20 protein-coding genes are annotated in these 24,122 nt (G+C 72.5%); 10 read left to right on the top strand and 10 right to left on the bottom strand.

Annotated features, from left to right (window positions below):
- Nucleotides 1-83: 83 nt before the first annotated feature.
- The gene (locus ACIG5E_RS15325; RefSeq protein ID WP_396533887.1) at nucleotides 84-1,730 is read right to left on the bottom strand and encodes a PQQ-binding-like beta-propeller repeat protein; all 1,647 of its coding nucleotides are present in this window, start codon (nucleotides 1,728-1,730) and stop codon (nucleotides 84-86) included.
- A 445-nt stretch (nucleotides 1,731-2,175) separates the two neighbouring features.
- Here ACIG5E_RS15325 and ACIG5E_RS15320 point away from each other — a divergent pair, with 445 nt between their 5' ends.
- From ACIG5E_RS15320 to ACIG5E_RS15310, 3 genes are all read left to right on the top strand, one after another.
- The gene (locus ACIG5E_RS15320) at nucleotides 2,176-3,354 is read left to right on the top strand and encodes an ROK family transcriptional regulator (RefSeq protein WP_270143379.1); all 1,179 of its coding nucleotides are present in this window, start codon (nucleotides 2,176-2,178) and stop codon (nucleotides 3,352-3,354) included.
- A gap of 247 nt (nucleotides 3,355-3,601) precedes the next feature.
- Nucleotides 3,602-5,506, top strand: coding sequence for a 1-deoxy-D-xylulose-5-phosphate synthase (gene dxs, locus ACIG5E_RS15315; RefSeq protein WP_396533886.1), 1,905 nt, complete (start codon nucleotides 3,602-3,604; stop codon nucleotides 5,504-5,506).
- 168 nt (nucleotides 5,507-5,674) lie between these two features.
- A complete protein-coding gene (locus ACIG5E_RS15310; protein WP_396533885.1) occupies nucleotides 5,675-7,201 on the top strand; it encodes an ArnT family glycosyltransferase in 1,527 nt (508 codons plus the stop codon).
- A 71-nt stretch (nucleotides 7,202-7,272) separates the two neighbouring features.
- Here ACIG5E_RS15310 and ACIG5E_RS15305 read toward each other — a convergent pair whose 3' ends face one another.
- From ACIG5E_RS15305 to ACIG5E_RS15285, 5 genes are all read right to left on the bottom strand, one after another.
- The gene (locus tag ACIG5E_RS15305; RefSeq protein WP_396533884.1) at nucleotides 7,273-9,420 is read right to left on the bottom strand and encodes a 3-hydroxyacyl-CoA dehydrogenase NAD-binding domain-containing protein; all 2,148 of its coding nucleotides are present in this window, start codon (nucleotides 9,418-9,420) and stop codon (nucleotides 7,273-7,275) included.
- Nucleotides 9,421-9,422: 2 nt separating this feature from the next.
- On the bottom strand, nucleotides 9,423-10,667 hold the full coding sequence (locus tag ACIG5E_RS15300) for a thiolase family protein (RefSeq protein ID WP_396533883.1): 1,245 nt from the start codon (nucleotides 10,665-10,667) through the stop codon (nucleotides 9,423-9,425).
- Between the two features lie 254 nt (nucleotides 10,668-10,921).
- Nucleotides 10,922-12,166, bottom strand: a complete 1,245-nt coding sequence (locus ACIG5E_RS15295; protein ID WP_396533882.1) for a ribonuclease D — start codon at nucleotides 12,164-12,166, stop codon at nucleotides 10,922-10,924.
- 241 nt (nucleotides 12,167-12,407) lie between these two features.
- A complete protein-coding gene (locus ACIG5E_RS15290) occupies nucleotides 12,408-13,124 on the bottom strand; it encodes a response regulator transcription factor (protein ID WP_030288221.1) in 717 nt (238 codons plus the stop codon).
- A gap of 319 nt (nucleotides 13,125-13,443) precedes the next feature.
- Entirely contained in the window at nucleotides 13,444-14,106 is a 663-nt protein-coding gene (locus tag ACIG5E_RS15285) for a DUF3000 domain-containing protein (protein WP_396533881.1), read from the bottom strand.
- A gap of 146 nt (nucleotides 14,107-14,252) precedes the next feature.
- Here ACIG5E_RS15285 and hemE point away from each other — a divergent pair, with 146 nt between their 5' ends.
- Genes hemE through hemQ form a run of 4 tightly spaced genes read left to right on the top strand, consistent with a single transcriptional unit; the run spans nucleotide 14,253 to nucleotide 18,041 of the window.
- On the top strand, nucleotides 14,253-15,356 hold the full coding sequence (gene hemE, locus ACIG5E_RS15280; protein WP_396533880.1) for a uroporphyrinogen decarboxylase: 1,104 nt from the start codon (nucleotides 14,253-14,255) through the stop codon (nucleotides 15,354-15,356).
- A 48-nt stretch (nucleotides 15,357-15,404) separates the two neighbouring features.
- The gene (locus ACIG5E_RS15275; RefSeq protein WP_396533995.1) at nucleotides 15,405-15,854 is read left to right on the top strand and encodes a Uma2 family endonuclease; all 450 of its coding nucleotides are present in this window, start codon (nucleotides 15,405-15,407) and stop codon (nucleotides 15,852-15,854) included.
- A 34-nt stretch (nucleotides 15,855-15,888) separates the two neighbouring features.
- On the top strand, nucleotides 15,889-17,319 hold the full coding sequence (hemG, locus tag ACIG5E_RS15270; protein ID WP_396533879.1) for a protoporphyrinogen oxidase: 1,431 nt from the start codon (nucleotides 15,889-15,891) through the stop codon (nucleotides 17,317-17,319).
- Complete coding sequence (gene hemQ / locus ACIG5E_RS15265) at nucleotides 17,316-18,041, top strand: hydrogen peroxide-dependent heme synthase (RefSeq protein WP_396533878.1); 726 nt, start codon at nucleotides 17,316-17,318, stop codon at nucleotides 18,039-18,041. Before hemG ends, hemQ begins: the two co-directional genes overlap by 4 nt.
- Before the next feature lie 85 nt (nucleotides 18,042-18,126).
- Here the strand turns inward: hemQ and ACIG5E_RS15260 are convergent, their stop codons facing one another.
- The 4 genes from ACIG5E_RS15260 to ACIG5E_RS15245 all read right to left on the bottom strand — a co-directional run bounded on the left by ACIG5E_RS15260 (nucleotide 18,127) and on the right by ACIG5E_RS15245 (nucleotide 21,406).
- The gene (locus ACIG5E_RS15260; RefSeq protein WP_396533877.1) at nucleotides 18,127-18,909 is read right to left on the bottom strand and encodes a TIGR04222 domain-containing membrane protein; all 783 of its coding nucleotides are present in this window, start codon (nucleotides 18,907-18,909) and stop codon (nucleotides 18,127-18,129) included.
- An 89-nt stretch (nucleotides 18,910-18,998) separates the two neighbouring features.
- On the bottom strand, nucleotides 18,999-20,075 hold the full coding sequence (locus tag ACIG5E_RS15255) for a TIGR04222 domain-containing membrane protein (protein WP_396533876.1): 1,077 nt from the start codon (nucleotides 20,073-20,075) through the stop codon (nucleotides 18,999-19,001).
- Between the two features lie 27 nt (nucleotides 20,076-20,102).
- Nucleotides 20,103-20,555: a hypothetical protein gene (locus ACIG5E_RS15250; protein WP_396533875.1), complete on the bottom strand. Its 453-nt coding sequence runs from the start codon at nucleotides 20,553-20,555 to the stop codon at nucleotides 20,103-20,105.
- Nucleotides 20,552-21,406 carry a DUF692 domain-containing protein gene (locus tag ACIG5E_RS15245; RefSeq protein ID WP_396533874.1) on the bottom strand — a complete coding sequence of 285 codons (855 nt, stop codon included), beginning with the start codon at nucleotides 21,404-21,406 and terminating at the stop codon, nucleotides 20,552-20,554. The genes ACIG5E_RS15250 and ACIG5E_RS15245 overlap by 4 nt, the downstream gene beginning before the upstream one ends.
- Before the next feature lie 208 nt (nucleotides 21,407-21,614).
- Between ACIG5E_RS15245 and ACIG5E_RS15240 the strand changes: the two genes are divergently transcribed.
- The 3 genes from ACIG5E_RS15240 (at nucleotide 21,615) to ACIG5E_RS15230 (ending at nucleotide 24,027) form a co-directional block, all read left to right on the top strand.
- Nucleotides 21,615-22,541 carry a GNAT family N-acetyltransferase gene (locus ACIG5E_RS15240; RefSeq protein WP_396533873.1) on the top strand — a complete coding sequence of 309 codons (927 nt, stop codon included), beginning with the start codon at nucleotides 21,615-21,617 and terminating at the stop codon, nucleotides 22,539-22,541.
- A 117-nt stretch (nucleotides 22,542-22,658) separates the two neighbouring features.
- Complete coding sequence (locus tag ACIG5E_RS15235; protein ID WP_396533872.1) at nucleotides 22,659-22,895, top strand: hypothetical protein; 237 nt, start codon at nucleotides 22,659-22,661, stop codon at nucleotides 22,893-22,895.
- Nucleotides 22,896-23,016: 121 nt separating this feature from the next.
- Complete coding sequence (locus ACIG5E_RS15230; RefSeq protein ID WP_396533871.1) at nucleotides 23,017-24,027, top strand: MBL fold metallo-hydrolase; 1,011 nt, start codon at nucleotides 23,017-23,019, stop codon at nucleotides 24,025-24,027.
- Nucleotides 24,028-24,122: the final 95 nt, after the last annotated feature.

Below are 24,122 nucleotides of genomic sequence, written 5' to 3'. Positions count from 1 at the left end.
CCGGATAAACCGAAGGCGGGGCGGCCCCGGGACCATCGGCCCGGACCCGCCCCGCCCTTGCTGGGGACGTCAGTCTCCCTACGTCACTTCGACCACTTCGTCAGCGGCGGCGCGTAGCCGCTGCCGCGACGGTAGGCGACCACCTGGCTGTTGTCGTCGGGAATGAAGTACTGGACCATGCTCATCCCGATGTCCAGGCCGTTCGGCATCGACATGGTGCCGATGTCGCTCATCGAGCCGTCGTTCGGTGACAGCGCGACCAGCTTGGCCGGCTTGTCGTAGCCCTGGCCGACGATGGCCCGGACCTTGCCGTCCTTGGTGGTGCCGGGGACCAGCCGCATGTCGTTGCTGGACGACGGGGAGCTGACGGACCAGAGGCGCTTGCCGGTGCCCAGGTCGTACGCGTTGATGCCCGACTTGCTGCCGTCGATCTGGACGTACAGCGTCTTGCCGACGACCATGTTGTTGCTGATGGCGTCGGACTGGCCGGACAGGCGCAGGCTGTCCGAGCCGGCCTCCTTGGTCGACATCGGGTTTCCGGGCTTGTAGCTCTCGTCGAACGGCAGGATGTAGTCGCCGTTCGTGCCGCCGGACATCAGGACCACCAGCGGCTGGGTGCTGATGACCGCGTCGATGCGCTCGATCTGGCCGTTGAGCGGGATCGCCTGGCTGACGGGATTGCCGGTCTCGGCGTTGACGATCTGCAGCACCGACTTCTGGAGGCCGGTGTCGTAGCAGCGGTCGCTGGCCGCGATCACGGAGCCGGCCGCGGCGCCGTACACGGTGCAGTCCTTGCCGCGCCCCTTGAACTGCCAGACGGACTGTCCGTTGTCGATGTTCAGCGCGCCGAGGGAACCGACGGCGACCACCTTGTCGGTGACGCTCAGGGCCGGATTGGACAGCTTGTCCGAGCTGGCCTTGACGCTCCAGAGCAGCTTGCCCTGGGCGATGTCGACGGCACCGATGGTGGAACAGTCGTAGTCACCGGTGTTGAAGGAGACCGCGATGATGTTCTTGGCGTTGCGCGAGCGGGAGGCGGTGCACAGCTCCTTGCTGCCGGACGGCACCGGGATGTTCCAGGCCTGCTTGCCGTCCGCCAGGTTGTACGCCCGGATGCCGGTGGTGTCCGCGCGCACGGCGAACGAGTCGGAGCCCGAGGTGGAACCCCAGACACCGAGCAGCTGCGAGGACGAGTCCGCGTTGGGGTCCTTGGCGGCGTTCCACGCGAGCTTGTACGTGGCGTTGGACGGGTCGGCCGTGGTGTCCCCGGTCGTCCCGCTGGTTCCGCCGGCGGAGGTGCTGGTGCTGGTGCCGCCCGAGTCGGCCACGGGACCGGGGTTCGGGTTGGGCTTGGGGTTCGGCTGGAGCAGGATGACCAGTCCGATCACGATGGCGATCGCCAGCACGCCGCCGATGATCCCGCCCCACAGCATCACCGGGTTGCGCTGCTTGGGCGCCGCGGGCACCGGCACGCCCGGGTAGGTGTACCCGGCCTGCTGCTGGTAGTCGTACCCGTAGCCCTGGGAGGCGTCCGGCGCGGCGTAACCGCCACCGGGCACGGGATCGTACGGACCGATCGGCGCACCGGGCGCCGGCGCCTGCGCGGGGAACCCGCCGGCCGCGGTCGGCGCGTAGGCCGCGTAGTCGGCACCACCCACCGGCGGCTGCGCCGGCGGCGGCCCGACGGGCGCGGCCTGACCCGGGATCGCCGAGCCGTCGAGCTGTGTCATCTGGTCCGCGACGGCGGCAGGATCCACGCCGCCTGCCGGGCGCCCGAACGAGACGCCCCGGTTGTCCTGCGGGCCGCTGCCGGATGCGTCGCCCGCACCCGGCGTAGGGTGATCCCCTGCCATCTGATTCCCCGTCATGTCTGGAAGCGTCCCCCTGCCGGTACCGTCCACGGTCCGGTGGGACGGGTGAGATTCGGCACCATGGTAGTGGCGGGTGGGTTTTCAGCCGCTGTCAGGACCACCGCTCCGCCCCTACACGCCCTGACCACGCAACACCTTCACCCCCCACCCACTCCGCCCCCGCACCCCGTCCACCGCCCCCGCAGCCACCCTCCCGAGAGCCCCCCGAACAACCACCCCACCCCCTTCCCACCCCCGAGCCGTAGGCTTCAGGAGTTGAAGGGGACACCCGGCGTAGGGTTCCCCACCCCTGGGAGGGTGGATCATGTCGACGGACACACCGGGCTCACAGTCGTCCCTGCACCGGGCGAACCTGGAACGGGTGCTCCGCGCGGTGCGGATGGCCGGTTCGCTCACCCAGGCCGAGATCGCCCGCGGCACCGGCCTCTCCGCGGCCACCGTCTCCAACATCGTGCGGGAACTGAAGGAGAGCGGCACCGTCGTGGTCGCCGACACCTCCTCCGGCGGCCGCCGCGCCCGCAGCGTCTCGCTCAGCGGTGACGCCGGCATCGTGGTCGGCATCGACTTCGGTCACACCCACCTCCGCGTCGCCGTCGGCAACCTCGCGCACCGGGTGCTGGCCGAGGAGAGCGCCCCGATCGACGTGGACGTCTCCGCCGCGCAGGGCTTCGACCGGGCCGAGGCGATGGTCGAGCGGCTGCTGGAGCAGGCCGGGTTCCGCCCGGAGAAGGTGATCGGGGTCGGCCTCGGCGTGCCGGGCCCGATCGACGTGGAGACCGGCGCGCTCGGCTCGACCGCGATCCTGCCGGGCTGGACGGGCATCGCCCCGGGCCGGGAGCTGGCGGAGCGGCTCGGCATGCCGGTGCACGTGGACAACGACGCCAACCTGGGCGCGCTCGGCGAGCTGGTCTGGGGCGCGGGCCGGGGCCTGAGCGACCTCGCGTACATCAAGATCGCCAGCGGCGTGGGCGCCGGCCTGGTGGTCAACGGCCAGATCTACCGCGGCCCGGGCGGCACCGCGGGTGAGATCGGGCACATCACCCTGGACGAGGCCGGCCCGGTCTGCCGCTGCGGCAACCGCGGCTGCCTGGAGACCTTCGTCGGCTCCCGCTACCTGCTCTCGCTGCTCACCTCGACCCTCGGCCCGGACCTCTCGCTGCCCCGGGTGGTCGAGCTGGCCCACCAGGGCGACCTCGGCTGCCGCCGGGTGATCGCCGACGCCGGCCGCCAGATCGGTACGGGCGTGGCGACCCTGTGCAACCTGCTCAACCCCCGCCGGGTGATCCTCGGCGGCGACCTCGCCGAGGCCGGTGAGCTGGTGCTCGCCCCCATCCGCGACTCGGTCGCCCGCTACGCGATCCCCAGCGCCGCCCGCCAGCTGTCGGTCGTCCCCGGCACCCTGGGCGGCCGCGCGGAGGTGCTCGGCGCGCTGGCCCTGGTGATGAGCGAGATGGGCGAGTCCGGCGCCCTCGGCCGCCACTGACACTCCTCGGCCCCGACCCCGCGACCGGAACGCCCGTTCGTCAATGCGGATTGACCCGTACCCCCCGACCGACCTCCCGGAATGGCGGTAACCGGCCGGTGGCACCGGGCGCGCCGCTCGGTGTCCGGCACGCGGACATTAGACTCGACCGGTCGGTACCGGCCGCGACCACCGGCCTGCCGCCGGACCGGGCAGCGACGCCCGTCGGACCGTCCGTGGTCCGCGAACACTGAACGAGGAGGAACGGGTGGCCCTGCTGACCCGCATTCGGGGACCGCGCGATCTCGACCGGCTCACGCCCGGACAGCTGGCCGCACTGGCCCAGGAGATCCGGACCTTCCTGGTGACCGAGGTCTCCAAGACGGGCGGCCACCTCGGCCCCAACCTCGGCGTGGTGGAGCTCACCATCGCGCTGCACCGGGTGTTCGACTCGCCGCGCGACCGCATCCTCTTCGACACCGGCCACCAGAGCTACGTCCACAAGCTGCTCACCGGCCGCCAGGACTTCTCCCGGCTGAAGATGAGCGGCGGCCTGTCCGGCTACCCGTCCCGCGCCGAGTCCGAGCACGACGTGATCGAGAACTCGCACGCCTCCACGGTCCTCTCGTACGCCGACGGCCTGGCCAAGGCCAACAGGATCCAGGGCAAGGCGGACCCGGTCGTCGCCGTCATCGGCGACGGCGCGCTCACCGGCGGCATGGCCTGGGAGGCGCTCAACAACATCGCCGACGCCAAGGACCTCCCGGTCGTCATCGTCGTCAACGACAACGAGCGCTCCTACTCGCCGACCATCGGCGGCCTGGCCAACCACCTCGCCACCCTGCGCACCACCCAGGGCTACGAGCGCTTCCTCTCCTGGGGCAAGGACGCCCTGCAGCGCACCCCGGTGGTCGGCCAGCAGCTGTTCGAGACGCTGCACGGCGCCAAGAAGGGCCTCAAGGACTTCATCGCCCCGCAGGGGATGTTCGAGGACCTCGGCCTCAAGTACATCGGCCCGATCGACGGCCACGACCTGACCGCCCTGGAGTCCGCGCTGACCAAGGCACGCGGCTTCGGCGGCCCGGTGATCGTGCACTGCCTCACCGAGAAGGGCCGCGGCTACCACGCCGCCGAGAACAACGACGAGGACCGCTTCCACGCCGTCGGCGTGATCCACCCGGACACCGGCCTGCCGGTCAAGAACTCGGGCAAGGACTGGACGTCGGTCTTCGGCGAGGAGATGGTCGCGCTCGGCCACGAGCGCGAGGACATCGTCGCGATCACCGCCGCGATGCTCCACCCGGTCGGCCTGGCCCCCTTCGCCAAGGAGTTCCCGGACCGCATCTTCGACGTCGGCATCGCCGAGCAGCACGCCGTAACCAGCGCCGCCGGCCTGGCCACCAACGGGCTGCACCCGGTGTTCGCGGTCTACGCGACCTTCCTGAACCGGGCCTTCGACCAGGTTCTGATGGACGTCGCCCTGCACAAGCTGGGCGTCACCTTCGTGCTCGACCGGGCCGGCGTCACCGGTACGGACGGCGCCTCGCACAACGGCATGTGGGACATGTCGATCCTCCAGGTCATCCCGAGCCTGCGGCTGGCCGCCCCGCGCGACGCCGACCAGGTCCGCGCCCAGCTGCGCGAGGCCGTCCTGGTCAAGGACGCCCCGACGGTGGTCCGCTACTCCAAGGGCACGGTCGGCCCGGCCGTCCCCGCGGTCGGCCGGGTCGGCGGCATGGACGTGCTGCGCGCCGCCGAGGAGTCCTCCGGCTCCCACCGCGCCGACGTGCTGATCGTCTCGGTCGGTGCGATGGCCCCGACCAGCCTGGAGGTCGCCGACCTGCTGGCCGCCCAGGGGATCACCGCGACCGTGGTGGACCCGCGCTGGGTCAAGCCGGTGGACCCGGCCCTGCCGGGCCTGGCCGCCGAGCACCGGGTGGTCGTCACGATCGAGGACAACGGCCGGGTGGGCGGCGTCGGCGCGGCCGTCGCGCAGGCGCTGCGGGACGCGGACGTGGACCTGCCGGTACGCGATTTCGGCATTCCGCAGGAGTTCCTGGACCACGCCAGCCGGAACGAGATCCTGGCCGAGATCGGCCTGAACGCCCCCGACATCGCCCAGCGGGTGACCGCCCTGGTCGCCAAGCTGGACGCGGCGCCGGTCAAGGCCTGAGACGGCGGTCGGCGGAACGGGCCACGGCGGCGCATTGCGCCGTAGCCCGTTCCGCTGACGACTGATTGTCGTAACTCCGTAACAGTTCGCCACGGAACAAGCTGACAATCGCATTGAATAGCGGGACCGGCGCCATCCGCGCCGATCCCGCCCGGTAGGTTGTCAACCGTGCCGACCCCCACCCGCCGCCGCCTCGCCGGCCTGGCCGACCGCCTGCCCGAGCGCGCCCGTACCCACCTTCGTCAGGGGTACTGGACCAGGCTGGTGCCGCTGCTCACGCTGGTCGCGGTGGCCACCCACATCCCGTCCTTCGCCCGGCCCGTCTGGAGCCCGGACGAGGGCTTCCTGGCCACCCAGGCCCGGATGCTCGCGGACGGCGGGGTGCTCTACGACACCGTGGTGGACCGCAAGCCGCCGCTGCTGCCCTGGCTCTACCAGGCCTGCTTCGCCCTCTTCGGCTCCGCCTCGCTGTGGCCGCTGCGCACCCTCGCGGTGGTGGCCCACCTGGTCACCGCGATCCTGCTGGCCTCGATCGCCCGCGGCCGCTGGGGCAACCGGGCCGGGGCCGGCGCCGGACTGCTCTACCTGCTGGTCTCGATCGGGCTCTCCCCGGAGGACACCCAGGCGGCGACCTTCGAGGTCTTCATGCTGCCCGCGATGGTGGCCGCCTTCCGCTACGCCGAGCGCCGCCGCTGGCTGGCCGCGGGCATCGCGGTCGCGCTCTGCTCGCTGACCAAGCAGACCGGCGGGGCGGTCCTGCTGCCGGTGCTCTGGATGCTGCTGCAGGACGCCCGCCGACGAGGGGTGCGCTGGCCGCCCGCGCTGTTCAAGATCGGGTTCGGCTTCGCGGTGCCGATAGCGCTGGTGGCGGTCATCCTGACCAAGCCCAAGGGCTTCCTCTTCTGGGTGGTCACCGGCAGCGGCGACTACGCCTCCTTCGGCGGCGCCTGGCTGCAGATGCTCGGCCGGGCCTTCGGCAACCTGGGCATCCTGGCCGCGGCGGGCCTCGGCTTCCTGTACCCGGTCGGCCGCCGGCTCTGGTTCAAGTACCGCCACCGCCCGCTGCCGGTGGCCGGCGAGGAGTACGGCTCGACCGCCGACCTGTGGGTCTGGCTGCTCTCCTCGGTCGTCGCGGTCAGCGTGGGCTTCCACTTCTTCGGCCACTACTACCTGCAGCTGATGCCCCCGCTGGTGCTGCTGGGCACCGGGGCGGTCGCCACCTCGGCGATCCGCTGGAAGCCCGTCCTGGTGTACACCACGGTCGCCGCCACCGTGTTCTGGGGCCTGGCGCTGGCCTGGCCGGGGGAGCAGATGAGCCGCAACACCGAGGTCGCCACCGCGGTCGCCGCCCAGACCACCCCCAAGGACACCGTGCTGGTCTGGGGCATGCACCCCGAGCTGTACTGGCTGGCCGACCGCAAGCCGGCCAGCCGCTACCTGACCGCCGGCTTCCTCACCAACTACAGCGGCGGCAAGGACGGCAGCCCCAACGTGGGCGAGCAGTTCAGCGTCAACAACGCCTGGCAGACCTTCGACAAGGAGCTCGCCAACGGCCTGCCCGAGGTCTTCGTGGACGACTCCGGCATCGCCCCGTACCAGCCGGTGCTGGTGCCCCGGATCGAGCACCTGCTGGACACCCACTACGAGATGATCGGCGTCATCGGCGACACCGTCGTCTACCGCCTCAAGCACTGAGGCCCTGCCCCGTACGTACGAAGGAGCCCCCGGCGACCAGGTCGCCGGGGGCTCCTTCGTAGCGCTACGCCTTACGCGGGCACCGAGGCCACGCCGGGGGCGAGGAACTTCTTGCCGTTCACCCGCTCCGAGACGCCCTCACGGTCCAGGTACGGGGTGATCCCGCCCAGGTGGAAGGGCCAGCCGGCGCCGGTGATCATGCAGAGGTCGATGTCCTGCGCCTCGGCGACGACACCCTCCGCCAGCATCAGGCCGATCTCCTGCGCCACGGCCTCCAGGGCGCGGCTGAGGACCTGCTCCTCGGTGAGCACCGTGTCGCCGAAGGTCAGCAGCTCCAGCACCTCGGGGTCGAGGACCTGCTTGCCGTCGACCCAGGTGTAGAAGCCGCGCTTGCCGGCCTTGACCACCTTGCCGAGGTTCTCGGAGACGGTGAACCGCTCCGGGAAGGCACCGTGCAGGGTCTCCGAGACGTGCAGGGCGATGGCCGGGCCGACCAGCTCCAGCAGCACGATCGGGGACATCGGCAGGCCGAGCGGCTCGACGGCCTTCTCGACGCTGGCGATCGGGGTGCCCTCGTCGATGATGCTCTGGATCTCGCCCATGAAGCGGGTCAGGATCCGGTTCACCACGAACGCCGGGGCGTCCTTGCAGAGCACCGAGGTCTTCTTCAGCTTCTTCGACACGGCGAAGGCGGTGGCCAGCGAAGCGTCGTCGGTCTGCTCGCCGCGGACGATCTCCAGCAGCGGCAGGATCGCGACCGGGTTGAAGAAGTGGAAGCCGACGACCCGCTCGGGGTGCTTCAGCTTCGAGGCCATCTCGGTGACCGACAGCGAGGAGGTGTTGGTCGCCAGCACACAGGTCGGCGAGACCACGTTCTCCAGGTCCGCGAAGACGGTCTGCTTGACGCCCATCTCCTCGAACACGGCCTCGATGATGAAGTCCGCGTCGCCGAAGGCGGCGGCCTTGTCCAGCGAGCCGGTGACCAGGCCCTTGAGGCGGTTGGCCTTGTCCTGGCCGATCCGGCCCTTGCCGAGCAGCTTGTCGATCTCGGCGTGGACGTAGCCGACGCCCTTGTCGACGCGCTCCTGGTCGATGTCGGTGAGGACCACCGGCACCTCCAGACGGCGGGCGAACAGCAGCGCCAGCTGCGAGGCCATCAGACCGGCGCCGACGACGCCGACCTTGGAGACCGGGCGGGCCAGCGACTTGTCCGGGGCACCGACCGGGCGCTTGGCCCGACGCTGCACCAGGTTGAAGGCGTAGATGCCGCTGCGCAGCTCGCCGCTCATGATGAGGTCGGCCAGGGCCGCGTCCTCGGCGTCGAAGCCGGCCTGCAGGCTGGCCTTGTCGGTGAGGTCGGCGTCCTTGACGGCGGCGATGATGTCCAGCGCCTTGTAGGCGGCCGGAGCGGCGCCGTGCACCTTGCCGTCGGCGACCATGCGGCCCCAGAGGACGGCGTCGTCCCAGGCCTTGCCGCGGTCGATCGCCTCGCGCTCGACGACCAGGTCGCCCTTGAGGACCTTGGCGGCCCACAGCAGCGACTGCTCCAGGAAGTCGGCCGGCTCGAAGATCGCGTCGGCGATCCCCAGCTCGAACACGTCCTTGCCCTTGAGCTGCTTGTTCTGGTTCATCGAGTTCTCGATGATGACCTTGACGGCCTTACCGGCACCGATCAGGTTCGGCAGGATGGTGCAGCCGCCCCAGCCGGGGACGAGGCCGAGGAAGACCTCGGGCAGCGAGAAGGCCGGAACGCCCGCGGACACCGTGCGGTAGTCGCAGTGCAGGCCGACCTCGACGCCGCCGCCCATGGCCGCGCCGTTGTAGAAGGCGAAGGTCGGGACGGGCAGCGCGGCGATCCGCTTGAAGACCTCGTGGCCGCCCTTGCCGATGGCCAGCGCGTCCGCGTGCTGCTTGAGCAGCTCGACGCCCTTGAGGTCGGCGCCCACGGCGAAGATGAACGGCTTGCCCGTGATCGCGGCGCCGACGATCTTGCCCTCGGCGGCCTCGGCCTCGACCTGGTCCAGCGCCTCGGACAGCTTCAGCAGCGAGCCCGGGCCGAAGGTGGTCGGCTTGGTGTGGTCGAAGCCGTTGTCCAGGGTGATCAGGGCCAGCTTGCCGGCCTGCAGCGGCAGGTCCAGGTGGCGCACGTGCGCGGTCGTGACGACCTCGCCCGGGAACAGCTCGGCGCCGTGCTGGAGCAGCTCAGTGGTGTTGCTCATGGTCACTTACCACCCTCGAGCTCGGACGACTTTTCCGCTCCGCTCCAATGCGGGTTCTCCCAGATGATGGTCCCGCCCATGCCGAAGCCGATGCACATCGTGGTGAGGCCGTAGCGGACGTCCGGGCGCTGCTCGAAGCGGCGGGCCAGCTGGTTCATCAGGCGCACGCCCGAGGAGGCCAGCGGGTGGCCGAAGGCGATCGCACCGCCGTACGGGTTGACCCGCTCGTCGTCGTCCGCGATGCCGTAGTGGTCCAGGAAGGACAGCACCTGGACGGCGAAGGCCTCGTTGACCTCGAAGGCCTGGATGTCGTCGATGGTCAGACCGGCCTTGGCCAGCGCCTTCTCGGTGGCCGGCACCGGGCCGATGCCCATGACCTCGGGCTCGACGCCCGCGAAGGCGTAGGAGACCAGGCGCATCTTGATCGGGAGGCCGAGCTCCTCGGCGACGTCCTCGGCGGCCAGCAGCGAGGCGGTGGCGCCGTCGTTCAGACCGGCCGAGTTGCCCGCGGTGATGTTGCCGTGCGGGCGGAACGGGGTCTTCAGGTTGGCCAGCGACTCCATCGTGGTGCCCGGGCGCAGCGGCTCGTCCACGGTGGCCAGGCCCCAGCCGGTCTCGCCGACCTCGGGGTTGGTGTTGCGGATCGTGATCGGCACCAGGTCGGGCTGGATGTCGCCGTTGGCGTACGCCTTGGCGGCCTTCTCCTGGGAGCGCACGGCGTAGGCGTCGCAGCGCTCCTTGGTGATGTGCGGGAACCGGTCGTGCAGGTTCTCCGCGGTCATGCCCATGAACAGGGCGGACTCGTCGACCAGCTTCTCGGAGACGAAGCGCGGGTTCGGGTCCACGCCCTCGCCCATCGGGTGGCGGCCCATGTGCTCGACGCCGCCGGCCACGACCACGTCGTACGCGCCGAAGGCGATGCCGCCGGCGGTGGTGGTCACGGCGGTCAGGGCGCCGGCGCACATGCGGTCGATCGCGTAACCGGGGACGGACTTCGGCAGGCCGGACAGCAGGGCGGCGGTGCGCCCGATGGTCAGACCCTGGTCGCCGATCTGCGTGGTGGCCGCGACGGCGACCTCGTCGATGCGCTCGACGGGCAGGTTCGGGTTACGGCGCACGAGCTCCCGGATGCACTTGACGACGAGGTCGTCGGCGCGCGTCTCGTGGTAGATGCCCTTCGGGCCGGCCTTGCCGAACGGGGTGCGGACGCCATCGACGAAGACGACGTCCCTCGCGGTACGAGGCACGGGGGCTCTCCTCCCAGGGACCAACATTTCGGGTGTGCGGGCTGCCGCCGGAAGAACCCGAGCGGCGCCGCGTCAGAGTCATGCTACCGGTCGGTAACCAACCTGCCCAGGCCCCTCGGAGGGTTCTGACCATGTGTCCCGCGACACGTCCGGCGGCACGTCCGACCAGGAAGGCTCCCCGGAAACGCCGAAGGGGATGCGTCCATACGGACGACATCCCCTTTTCGGAGCCCGGTCGGCGGCGTCCGGTCGGATCAGGCCTGGGCCGTGGCGGCGGTAATGAAGGCGGCGGCCATCACCGGAGCCACCAGGTCGACCTGCCACTGCCGGGCGCCGAGCCGGCGCAGCGCGGCGGCCACGCCCTCGGTGTCCGGCTCGGCCGGCGGCTCCCAGGAGACCCGGCGCACCAGGTCCGGGGTGATCAGGTTCTCGGCCGGCAGGTGGTGACGCTCGGCCAGCTCGCTGACCGCGGCGCGGGCGCCGGAGAGCCGGGCGGCGGCCACCGGGTCCTTCTCCGCCCAGGCCCGCGGCGGCGGCGGTCCGTCGTGCGGTGCGGCGGCCGGCGGCAGCTGGTGCTCCGGGACCTCCCGGCCGCGCTGCACGGCCGCCAGCCACTGGTCCAGCTGGCGCCGGTGCAGCCGCGGGCCGAAGCCCTGCACGGCCTGCAGGGCGGCGATGTTCAGCGGCATGGCCAGCGCGGCGTTGACGATCGCGGCGTCCGAGAGCACCCGTCCGGGGGAGACGTCGCGCTCCTGCGCCATCCGGTCGCGGGTCAGCCACAGCTCGCGCACCACGGCCAGCTGGCGGCGCCGGCGGACCTTGTGCAGCTGCGAGGTGCGGCGCCACGGGTCGGTGCGCGGGGCCGGGCGCGGGGCGGCGGCGATCGAGGCGAACTCCTCCAGGGCCCAGCCGAGCTTGCCCTGGGCGTCCAGCTCCTGTTCGAGTGCGTCACGCAGCTCGACCAGCACCTCGACGTCCAGAGCCGCGTAGCGCAGCCAGGGCTCGGGCAGCGGGCGGGTGGACCAGTCCACCGCCGAGTGCTCCTTGGCCAGGCTCAGTCCGAGCACGTTCTCGGTCATCGGCCCGAGGCCGACCCGGGCGAAGCCGGCGATCCGTCCGGCCAGCTCGGTGTCGAACAGCCGGGTGGGTCTCATGCCCACCTCGGCCAGGCAGGGCAGATCCTGGGTGGCGGCGTGCACCACCCACTCGGCGTCCGCGATGGCGGCGCCCAGCCCGCTGAGGTCGGGGCAGGCGATCGGGTCGATCAGGGCGGAGCCGGCGCCGGCGCGGCGCAGCTGAATGAGGTACGCCCGCTGCCCGTAGCGGTAGCCGGAGGCGCGCTCGGCGTCGACGGCGACAGGTCCGGTGCCCGCGGCGAAGGCGGCGATCGTGGCGGCCAGCGCCTGCTCGTCCGCCACGACGGGCGGGATCCCCTCCTTCGGTTCGAGGAGCGGGACCGGGGCTGCTTCTTCTGGGATGGCTGCTACGGCGTCGGTCACCCACCAAGGGTACGACGGTCCCCGGAACTGGGAGTGTTGTCGGACTGGTCAGACTGATGATCGCCCGCTCGCCTCCGGGGCGCTCGGACCCGGTGCTTCGGCTCGGGGCGGGGGATCGCCCGGGGCGCCGCGGCTGCCTCGGGACGCCGCCAGGCCGCCGTGCACGCGCGTGCGGCGGCCCAGGAGGAACGTTCCTCCTGGGCCGCCGTGGGGTTCCAAGAAGCGGTTCGGCCCGGTCGGCTCAGTGGATGATGCCGGTGCGCAGTGCGACCGCGACCATCCCGGCGCGGTCGCCGGTGCCGAGCTTGCGGGCGATCCGGGCGAGGTGGCTCTTCACGGTGAGCGCCGACAGGCCCATCGCCACGCCGATCGCCTTGTTCGACTGGCCTTCGGCGACCAGCCGCAGCACCTCGACCTCGCGGCCGGACAGCTCGCGGTAGGCGGCCTGCTGCGGGCCCGGCGCACCGGGGGCCCCGGGCGCGCCCGGAGCGCCGGCGGCACCTGGCATGCCCGGCATCCCGGGGCGGCGCATCCGGCCGGCCAGCCCGGCGGCGCCGAGCGGCAGGCCCGGGCGGCCGGGCATCGCGACATTGGTCCGGGTGCCGGTGACCACGTAACCCTTGACGCCGCCGGCCAGTGCGCTGCGGACCGCGCCGATGTCGTCGGCGGCTGACAGGGCCAGGCCGTTGGGCCAGCCCGCGGCGCGGGTCTCGGCGAGGATGGTCAGCCCGGAGCCGTCCGGCAGGTGTACGTCGGCGACGCAGATGTCGCGCGGGGTGGAGACCCGGGGACGGGCCTCGGCGATCGAGGACACCTCGATCACGTCGCGGACGCCGAGCGCCCACAGGTGGCGCGTGACGGTGTTTCGGACGCGGGGATCAGCGATGACCACCATGGCGGTGGGCTTGGTCGGGCGGTAGGCGACCACGTTTGCGGGGTGCTCAAGAAGGACCGACACCAGGCCTCCTGCGGGGAGTGGCGGACGGAACCCCGAGGGGGCGGTCGGAGTGTTCCGCGTTCGGAAAGGGTCACAGTCTGCTTCGGCAGCTACCGTGCCCGGCTTTAGCGAAAGATCACGATCTAGTGAGTAACAATACGGACAAATCGCGCATATGACTGATGAGACATGCCCTGAAATCGCACAAAATCGATCAGATTCGGCACGGATCGGTCGACTCTGAACACTTTATTGACGCAGAGCAGGACTGAAGTCACACTCCGTCAGTCCTGGGGGTGGCATCGGGGCAGGAGGTGCCGTCCGGCCCGGACGCCACCCGTCAGTGCGACCGCGGGCGTCGCCGCGCGGGCATCGGGACCACCCCACCGAGTGACGTGACCTCGGCCTGGCCCTGCGGGGACGGAGCGGCCGGCGGAAGTCCGGCGCTGATGCAGAGCAGGTCCCCCCAGGCCGCCAGGTGCCGCTCGAACCGGCCGTCGGCCGGCGTCCAGGAGGCCCGGATCTCGATCTCGGTCGAGGACGGGCGGTCCGCCAGGCCGCCGAAGTACTGCGAGGCGCAGCGGGTCACCGTGCCGGACGGCTCCGCGTACCCGGCGCCGTGCGCCTGCAGCGCGTCCAGCAGCCAGGCCCAGCCGACCTCGCAGAGCATCGGGTCGCCGGCCATCTCCGGCTCCAGCTCGGCCCGGGTCATGGTGACCACCCGGAACTCCCCGTTCCAGGCCTCCTGCCCGGCCGGGTCGTACAGCAGCACCAGTCGGCCGTCGGCCAGCTCCTCGCCGTCCACCTCGACGGCGGCGGTCAGCGCGAACGCGTACGGGGCGAGCCGGCGCGGGGCCGGCGCGGGGGAGAGCTGGAGCTCCGGCCGCAGCCGCGCCCCTTCGAGGGCCTCCACGGCGGCCCGGAACTCGCTCGGCGCCCCCTCCCGACCCGTTCCGCCACCTGTTCCGCCACCCTGTGCGGGGTGCCCGCCGACCGCTGCCATGACCCGAAGACTAGGTCGAAAACCCGGGTTATCGCCGCAACTTCCGTCCGAGCGGCGTGCCGGAACGGCAAACCCGGCCAGATCTTGGAGGAACCGACGAGACCGCCCGAGGAGGGCGGTCGTGGGCGCATGCGAAGATTTGACCCGTGAGCGACACTACGGCAGACCCGACGGCGGCCAACCTCGACGGCCGATCCACCCCCGCGCGCCGCGGCGCCGCGTACGACTCCGCGTTCCTGCGCGCCTGCCGGCACGAGCCGGTGCCGCACACCCCGGTGTGGTTCATGCGCCAGGCGGGCCGCTCGCTGCCCGAGTACCTGAAGGTCCGCGAGGGCATCCCCATGCTGGAGTCCTGCATGCGGCCCGAGCTGGTCAAGGAGATCACCCTGCAGCCGGTGCGCCGGCACAAGGTGGACGCGGCGATCTTCTACAGCGACATCGTGGTGCCGCTCAAGGCCGTCGGCGTCGACGTGGACATCAAGCCCGGCATCGGCCCGGTCATCGCCGATCCGATCCGCACCTTCGAGGACCTCAAGCGGCTGCGCCCGCTCGAACCCGACGACGTCCCCTACATCACCGAGGCCGTCGGCCTGCTGGTGGACGAGCTCGGTGAGACCCCGCTGATCGGCTTCGCCGGCGCGCCGTACACGCTGGCCAGCTACCTGGTCGAGGGCGGGCCGTCCAAGAACCACGAGAACACCAAGGCCATGATGTACGGGCAGCCCGAGCTGTGGGCCGCCCTGGTGGACCGGCTGGCCGACATCACCTCCGCCTTCCTCAAGGTGCAGATCGAGGCCGGTGCCTCCGCGATCCAGCTGTTCGACTCCTGGGCCGGCGCGCTCGCGCCGGACGACTACCGCCGCTCGGTCATGCCGGCCAGCACCAAGGTGTTCGACGCCGTCGCCTCCTACGGGGTGCCGCGGATCCACTTCGGCGTCGGCACCGGCGAACTGCTCGGACTGATGGGCCAGGCCGGCGCGGACATCGTCGGCGTCGACTGGCGGGTGCCGCTGAACGTCGCCGCCGAGCGAGTCGGCCCCGGCAAGGGCCTGCAGGGCAACCTCGACCCGGCCGTGCTGTTCGCCCCCACCAAGGTCGTGGAGACCAAGGCCCGCGAGGTGCTGCACGCCGCCCAGGCGCTCGGCACCAGCGGCCACATCTTCAACCTCGGGCACGGCGTCATGCCGTCCATGGACCCGGACGCGCTCAGTCGCCTGGTCGCCTTCGTGCACGAGGCCAGCGCGCGCTGACGCCCCGCGGCGGCGGGCCCCCGGGAGCCGGGGGCCCGCCACCGTCGGCTGACGCCTCAACGTTCGTGGCACAGTCGGGTGGTGTCGCGGCTGACCTCGGCGCTGGACGGGCTCGCCCCGGAGGATGTGCTGGCCGAGAGCTGGATGTCGGTGACGCTGGACGAGCGGAACCGCTTGGAGCCGGACGTTCTGGTGTCCCGGGCGGCAGTAGATCCCGATCGCACCGGGTACGTGCCGACCGAGGTGCTGCTCGTGGTCGAGGTGGTCTCGCCGGAGTCGGAGTGCCGTGATCGCGGGGTCAAGGTCCGCAAGTACGCCGAGGCCGGTATTCCGCACTACTGGATCGTCGAAGAGGAAGAGGAGAGCCGGGCGGCCGTGCACGTCTACGAGCTGGACCAGGTGACCTCTTCGTACGCCCCCGCTGGGATCTTCCGGGGGGTGCTGGAGCGGCCGGTGCCGTTTCCGATCTTCATCGACCTCTCGCGTGCAGCGGATTGAGGGTTCGGTGTAAAGACCTGCGAGACTGCGAAGCATGTCGGATGCACAGGTCGTCGTCGTCGGTGGTGGGATCGCGGGGCTGGCTGCGGCTGCCTTCCTGAGCGGGGCGGCCGGGGGGCCGGCGCGGGCGCGGGTGACGGTGCTGGAGGCGTCGGGGCGGGTCGGCGGGAAGCTGTGGGGCGGGGAGGTCGGCGGGGTCCGGGTGGACCTCGGGGCCGAATCGGTGCTGGCGCGGCGGCCGGAGGCGGTGGAGCTGGCGCGGGCGGTCGGGCTGGGCGAGGAGCTGGAGCCGCCGACCACCGCGAAGGCGGCGATCTGGACCCGGGGTGCGCTGCGGCCGCTGCCGGGCGGGCAGGTGATGGGTGTCCCCGGTGACCTGGAGGCGCTGGCCGCCTCCGGGGTGCTCACCGCCGAGGGGCTGGAGCGGGCCCGCAGTGAACGGACCACCGAGGTCGGGGCGGACGTCGCGATCGGCCGCTACGTCGCCGACCGGCTGGGCCGGGAAGTGGTGGACCGGCTGGTCGAGCCGCTGCTGGGCGGCGTCTACGCCGGGCGCGCCGACGAGATCTCGCTGCGCGCCGCCGTGCCGCAGCTGCTGCCGATCGCCCGGGGCGGCGGCTCGCTGGTCGAGGGAGTGCACGAGCTGGCCTCCCGGCCGCAGGTGGTCGGCACCCCGGTGTTCCAGGGCCTGCGCGGCGGCCTCGGCACCCTGCCGGAGGCGGTCGCCGCGGCCTGCGTCAAGGCGGGCGTGGACCTGCGAACCGACACCCCGGTGGAAGAGCTGCGCCGCACCCCCGAGGGCTGGCGGGTGGTGGCCGGCGGTGAGGTGCTGACCGCGGACGCCGTGGTGCTGGCCGTCCCGGCGCCGGCCGCGGCCCGGCTGCTGCGCGCGGACGCCCCGGCGGCCGCCGTCGAGCTGGACACCGTCGAGTACGCGGGGATGGCGCTGGTGACCCTGGCGTTCCGCCGCGCCGATCTGGCCGAGCCGCCCACCGGCAGCGGTTTCCTGGTGCCGCCGGTGGACGGCCGCCGGATCAAGGCCTCGACCTTCTCCTCCAACAAGTGGGGCTGGCTGGAGCGCTCCGCCCCGGACGCGTTCCTGCTGCGCACCTCGCTGGGCCGCCACCGCGAGGACCAGGTGCTGGAGCTGCCGGACGAGGAGCTGGTGGCCCGCTCGCTGGCGGACCTGGAGGAGGCGATCGGCCTGACCGCCCGGCCGTACGACACCTTCGTGTCGCGCTTCACGGCCGGTCTGCCGCAGTACCCGGTGGGCCACCTGGACCGGGTGGCCCGGGTCCGGTCGGCGGCGGAGGCGGTGGGGGCGCTGGCGCTGTGCGGCGCCGCGTACGACGGGGTGGGGATTCCGGCCTGCATCGGTTCGGCGGCCGCCGCCGCGGCGGCCATCGACAAACTGTTGACCCCGGCGACCGGGGAAGGTTCCACGGAGAGGACAATGGGCGCATGACTGAGAGCGTTGAGCGGGAGCCGGAGCAGCAGCCCGAGAAGAAGAAGGCGCGCGACCTGAACCAGGTCATCCGCTACACCATGTGGTCGGTGTTCAAGCTCAAGGGCGCCCTGCCCGAGGACCGCACCGCCCTCGCCGCCGAGGTGGACGAGCTGTTCGCCCAGCTCGCCGCCAAGGACGTGACGGTGCGCGGCACGTACGACGTGTCCGGGCTGCGCGCGGACGCCGACATCCTGATCTGGTGGCACGCCGAGGACTCGGACGACCTGCAGGAGGCGTACAACCGCTTCCGCCGCACCGGCCTCGGCCGCCAGCTGGAGCCGGTCTGGTCGAACATGGCCCTGCACCGCCCGGCCGAGTTCAACAAGTCGCACATCCCGGCGTTCCTCGCCGACGAGCGCGCGCGCGACTACGTCTGCGTGTACCCGTTCGTCCGCTCGTACGACTGGTACCTGCTGCCCGACGAGGACCGGCGCGCGATGCTCGCCGAGCACGGCATGCAGGCGCGCGGCTACCCGGACGTGCGGGCCAACACGGTGGCCTCCTTCGCGCTCGGCGACTACGAGTGGCTGCTCGCCTTCGAGGCGGACGAGCTGCACCGCATCGTCGACCTGATGCGCGACCTGCGCGCCTCCCGGGCCCGGATGCACGTCCGCGAGGAGGTGCCGTTCTACACCGGCCGCCGCAAGCCGGTGAGCGAGCTGCTGAACGGCCTGGTCTGACCTCACCCACACCGTACGGAAGCCGGTTCCCCCTGCTCAGGCACGGGGGAGCCGGCCTCCGGCCGTTGCGGGGTGTGGCTGGCCCTCAGGTCCGGTGGGGGCGGAGGGCGGCGCGCAGGCGGGGGTCGGGGAGGACGGCGGGGCCGTTCATGGCGACGGCGGTGAGCAGTTCGCGCTCCTCGTCGTCGGCGAGGCCGCGCTGACGGGCCGGGCGGACCTCGCGCAGCACCTCCTGGCCGATCGGGGAGGCCCAGCGGGTGTACGGGTAGACGTCGACCCGGGCCATCAGCAGGGTGCCGGCGGTGAGCACCAGCGGCAGCGAGAACCAGGCGAGCGGGGCGACGGTGTCACCGCCGGTGAAGCCGCTGAGGGAGAGCGAGGCGGCGAGCAGCACCAGGGTCAGCAGCATCGCGTGCCGGACCTGGCGGAACACCACCACGGTGTTGCGCTGGACCAGGGCCGGGGTGGCCAGGCCGGCCAGTGCCAGCCGGGCGCCGATCTCCAGCACCGTGGGGTGCTCGGCCATCGCCCGGCGCAGCTCGTCCGTACGGCACTGGCCCTCGGGGCCGACGGTGGCGATGACGGCGCGCTCCAGGCGGCTGCGGCCCCTGGGGTCGACCACGGTGGTCCAGCCGGTGTGCGCGAGGTGCAGCCGGCCGCGGCCGGCCATCAGGACGAGGGCGAGCTCCACCACCCGGTCCGGGCCGCCGGCCAGGTACGCCGTCTCGTAGAGCCCGATGCCGACGGCCTCCGGCGGGCGCAGCCGGTCCTGGTCGGCGAGGGCGTCGGCGGTGGCGGTCATCCGCACCAGCCGGAGGCAGGAGAGCACCGCCGCGACACAGGCCGGTATCAGGAACAGCAACCACATGGGCTTGTTGTATGCCTGGGGCCATGGCGTGGGGAACGGCTTCCAGGACCGCGATACCGAACTGTGACGTCAGCCGTGCGGCCCCGGGATCAGGAGCCGCCGCAACCGCCGCCACAGCTGGAACCGCAGCTGGAACCGCAGCTGGACGACGACGAGCCGCAGGTGGAGTGCGAGGACCCGCAGCTGGAGTGGTGGGAGGACCCCCCACAGCTGGAGTGGTGCGAGGAGCCGCAGCTCGACGTGGAGGAGCCGCAACTCGACGTGGAGGACCCGGAGGACCCGGAGGAGCCGCACCAGGTGGCGGAGCTGCCGCAGGACGAGGAGGACGACGACGAGGACGACGACGAGGCGCTCGCGGTGGCCTGCCGCACGGCCTCCTCCTGGGCCGCCGCGGCCATCATCGCCTCCTCCAGCTCCAGGTTCTCCAGCCCGGCGACGGCCAGCCCGCCGAGCGCGAGCGCACCCAGCACCGCGCCGCCCGCCAGCCGGGGCGAGATGCCCGAGCTCGGCGTCCACGGGGTGCTGCCCTGCATCAGGGTGAGCTGGCGCTGCCCGGCGGGGGTGATCCGGCCCTTGGCCGGGGAGCTGGTGGCCAGGGCGATGGCGCCGAGGAACAGCAGGAAGCCCGGGATCAGGAGGTTGGGGCGGTCGTAGAGGGCCTCGTTGTCGTCGAGCAGCAGGGCGAGCACGGCGAAGACCACGACGTCGAGCATCGCGAGCCAGAGCAGCCGGCGGGCGGTGCGGGCGCGCTGCATCCGCTCGGGGCGGCGCATCAGGCCGCGGTCGGCGAGCCGGTCGCCGATCTCCTGGACGGCGGCGGAGCGCATCACCATGCGGCGCAGTGCGCCGAGTTCCCGGCTGCCGGTCGGGCCGACGGCGTCGTGGACCGCCTGGTCGACGGCGTCGTACGGCTTGGCGCCGGTGAGGGTGACCAGGCCGGAGCGGCTGATCACGACCTGCTCGCCGAGGTGCATCCGGACCAGCGCGGTGTCGAAGACCCGGCCGGGGCCGCCGGCCAGGAAGGCGGCGTCCAGCAGCGGCAGTCCGCGGCCGGGCAGGCCCTGCGGGTACGGGACGTGCCGGACCCGCTGGCGGGTGTGCGCGGCGTACACCGCGGCCGCGACCAGCAGGACGGCCGGGATGAGGAAGTAGCTGTTGTGCCACATGGGCGGTTCCCCCGAGGTGTGAATGGGTCAGCGGCCGCGCAGGGCCCGGCGCAGGCGGGTGAGCGGGCCGGGTGGCCGCTCGGCCCGCTCCGGCGCCTGCTGGAGCCACTGCTCCAGGGCGCGGCGGTGGTCGGCGGCGGGCGGGCCGCCGTCGGTGAGCACCCACCCGGCGAAGGCCCGGGCGTCGGCGCGGTAGCCGCCGGTCTGCGGGTGGGTGCGGGCGTAGCCGAGGAAGAGCGGCCCGTACTGCGCCCCGAGCAGGCGGGGCAGGTCGGGGGCGATCTTCGCGGTGGTGTCGCGCCGCTTGGCGGCGAGGCCGGTGGACTGGGCGCGGACCTGGTCCGGGTCGAAGCCGGGCGGGACGGGCCCGCCGGCCACCAGGGCGGCCAGCAGTTCCTCCTGCCGCCGGGCCAGGCGCTCCCGGGCGGCGGCGGTCGTGCCCTCGTCCACGGGGCGTTCGGCGCGGTCCAGGTCGTTCATCGCGGGGTGCTCCCCTCCAGCACCCGGCGGATGGCGTCCAGTTCACCGGCCAGTTCGGAGGGCGGCGGGAAGTCGGCGTCCCGTTCCAGCAGGACGCCGGGTGGTGCGACCCGCGCGCAGAGTTCGGCCAGGACCTCCAGCACCGGTTCGGTGACGGGGTGGGCGTGGGTGTCGTGCCACACGCCGTCGACCAGGGTGCCGCCGGCGACGTGCACGTAGGCGAGCGCCTCCAGCGGCAGGCGGTCGAGTTCGGCGGCCGGGTCGATGCCGAGGTTGACCCGGTTGGTGTGCAGGTTGGCGACGTCGATCAGCAGTCGGACGCCGGTCCGTGCGACCAGTTCGGCGAGGAACTCGCCCTCGGTGAACTCGTCGTCCGGCCAGGCGAGTTGGGCGGCGATGTTCTCCAGGGCGAGCGGCACCGGAAGCTGGTCCTGGGCGATCCGGACGTTCTCGGCGATCACCCGCAGCGAGTCCCGGGTGCGGGGGACGGGCAGCAGGTGGCCGGCCTCAAGGCCGCCGGCCCGGACGAAGGCCAGGTGCTCGGTGACCAGCGGGGAGTCGAGCGCGAGCGCCGCCGCGGCGAGCTTGCCGAGCCGCTCGGGGTCGGGCAGACCGGCGCCGCCGAGGCCGAGGCCGACGCCGTGCGGGACGACGGTGACGCCGCGCTCGCGCAGCACGGTGAGCGAGGTGGGCAGGTGGTCGGCGCAGATGTTCTCGGCGACCACCTCGACCCAGTCCAGACCGGGTTGGCGCTCGACCACGGTGTCGATCTCGCTGCGCCAGCCGAGGCCGACGCCGAGCTCGAGCGCGGCCTTGACGCCGGGCCGGGTCGTGGAGGCAGGGGAAGTCATCGGTGCGCCCCCTTCGGAGGGCTGGGTGGGGAGGCCGTCGGGCGGAGCGGGCGTCGTCGCCAGGACCGCGCGGCCGTGCTGCTGAGGATGTCCCCGGACAGGGTGGCTGCCAAGCCTCACCCGGTCTTCTCAGAGCATTATTTGAGCTTGCTTCCGGTCGGGAAAATCGGAGGCGGTCGGCGAGTGGCGGCGGATAGCGTGCGAATCCATGACTGCGAGCACGCTGACGATCCGTGACTTCCGCCCCGAGGACGCCGAGGCGGTGGCCGCCGCGCACCGGGCCGGGCGCGAGCACCTGGTGATGACCGCCGAGGCCCTGCTCTGGCTGAACGCCCGGCAGGACTCCGACCAGCACTTCCGCACCTTCGTCGCCGAGCTGGACGGCCGGGTGGTCGGTGCGGTGCGCTGCGCGCTGGTGCTCGGGACGACGACCACCGGCGTCGGCTACGCCAACGGCAGCGTGCTGCCCGAGTTCCGGCGGCGCGGCGCGGCCACCGCCCTGCTGGCCGCGGCCGAACGGCACCTGACCGGCCACGGGGTGACGGAACTGCACACCTGGCTGGACGACGAGCCCGCCACGCTGGCCTTCGCCACCGCCCGGGGCTACGAGCTGGGGCGTACCGCGCAGTTCGGCGGGCGGGACCTCACGCTGCCCTTGCCGCAGGCGCCCGTACGGCCGGCCGGTGTCGAGCTGCGCCCCGCCACCGACTGGGCGGACGATCCGCGCCCGCTGTTCCTGGTGGAGGCGGACGCGATCCGGGATGAGCCCGGCGAGGTGGAGATGGACGCCCTGGAGTACGAGGAGTGGCTGAAGGCCGACTGGGCCCGGCCGGACCTGGACCTGGGGCTGACGGTGGTCGCCGTGGTGGACGGCGAGCCGGCCGCGTTCACCATGGCGCAGACCGACGGGGTGGACCGCTACTGGTCCGCGTTCACCGCCTGCCGCCGGGAGTTCCGCGGCCGCGGCCTGGCCCGGCTGGCCAAGCTGGAGTCCCTGCGGCTCGCCGCGGCGGCCGGCTACCGGAGCGCGTACACCAGCAACGACACCACCAACGCGCCGATGCTGGCGGTCAACTCCTGGCTCGGGTACGAGCGCTGTGCGGGGGAGCGCAAGGGGATCAAGCGCTTGGCGTGACCGTCGGTACGGAGATCGCTACGCTCCGATCGCCACGATGGGGGTATTTTCCGCGACCACGGCTTCCTCTTCGTCACCCGTACGCCCCGGCACGCGCCCTGCGTCGTGCTGTGCGGGGTGTTCGCCTTCGGCTCGGCGATGGCGGTGGAGGCGTTGACCTCGGCGAGCCGGAGCTCTCCGCTGGCGGTGCTGTTCCGCTCGGGGGAGAAAGGATTCGTCGCGGTGGAGGGGCGGGTGATCGGACTGGACACGGTGGACGTCACGGTCGAGGTCTGCCGGATCCTCCCCGCGCCGCGGTCCGACGTCCCGTCGGGGTTGCGGGGCGAAGTGTCCATGAGTCGTCCCGAAGAGTGAGACGATTGGTCCTGACCGTGCAGTACGAATCAGGACAGGGCGGGAGGGACCGGGGCATGAACTCCGGTTGTCCGTAGTGGTTTTGCCCCATCCCTGACACGACATGGGCATAATCGCGCGCATGACGATCAACCGTGCGAACGTGAGCGCGATTGCCGAGGACCTGTACGTGTGGCTCCCCCCGAAGCGGGGCTGGGGCCTGGCCAACTGCGGCCTGCTGGCCTCCGAGACCACCGCGCTCTGGATCGACACCCCGTACGACCCCTCGCTGGCCGGGGAGTTCCTGGCCGCCAGCCGGCGCCTGCTGCCCACCGGGGTCGACATCGACCGGGTGGTCGTCACCCATGCCAACGGCGACCACCTGTGGGGCGCCGGGGTGCTCCCCGACGCCGAGGTGATCGCCACCCGCGAGGCGCTGGAGCACATCCACTGGGAGCCCACCCCCCAGCAGCAGCACGCGCTGCTCGCCAACAGCGACCCGGACTCACCGCTCGGCGGCTACCTCCGCGAGCACTTCGGCCGCTTCGACTGGTCCACCACCGAACCGGTGCACCCCGACACCGTGTTCACCGGCGAGCTGGAGCTGAAGGTCGGCCGCCACCCGGTGCAGATCACCAGCCTGCCCGCCGCCCACACGGGCGGGGACCTGATGGTCCACCTCCCGCATCAGCGCGCGGTGTTCACCGGCGACGTGATCTTCTCCTCGACCCCCGAGCAGCCCGGCGACCACCCCTCGCACTGGGCCGGCCCGCTGGAGAACATCATCGGCGCCTGCGAACAGGCCCTGGCCACCGGCGCGGAGATCTTCGTCCCCGGCCACGGCCCGGTGCTCGACCGCGACGGCGTCCAGGAGCACATCGGCTACCTGGCGTACGTCCGCGAGCGCGCCCACACCCTGCACGCCGCGGGGATACCCGCGCTGGACGCCGCCCGGCGGGTGATCGCCGAGCAGCGCCACCCCGAACTCGGCCTGCCCGAGCGGCTGGTGCTCACCGTCGCGGCCGAGTACCGGCACCTGGACGGCTCCGAACTGCCCGGCATCCTGGACGCCATGGGCCAGGTCGCCCTGGTGGCCCGCGAACTGGCCGAGGACGCCACCCGCATCCCGCACCCCCGCTCCGCCCGGAGCTGACCGCCGGAGCGCCGGCAGGAACCCCGCCCGCACCCGCGCACGCCCCGCACCGGGCGCCCCGCACCCCGAACCCCGAACCGCGCGACCCGCTCCCG

Source organism: Kitasatospora sp. NPDC053057, assembly GCF_044546945.1.
In the GTDB taxonomy this organism is placed as follows: Bacteria; Actinomycetota; Actinomycetes; order Streptomycetales; family Streptomycetaceae; genus Kitasatospora.
Note: the sequence above shows the minus strand (reverse complement) of the source record. Positions and strands in the feature narration are given on the sequence as shown.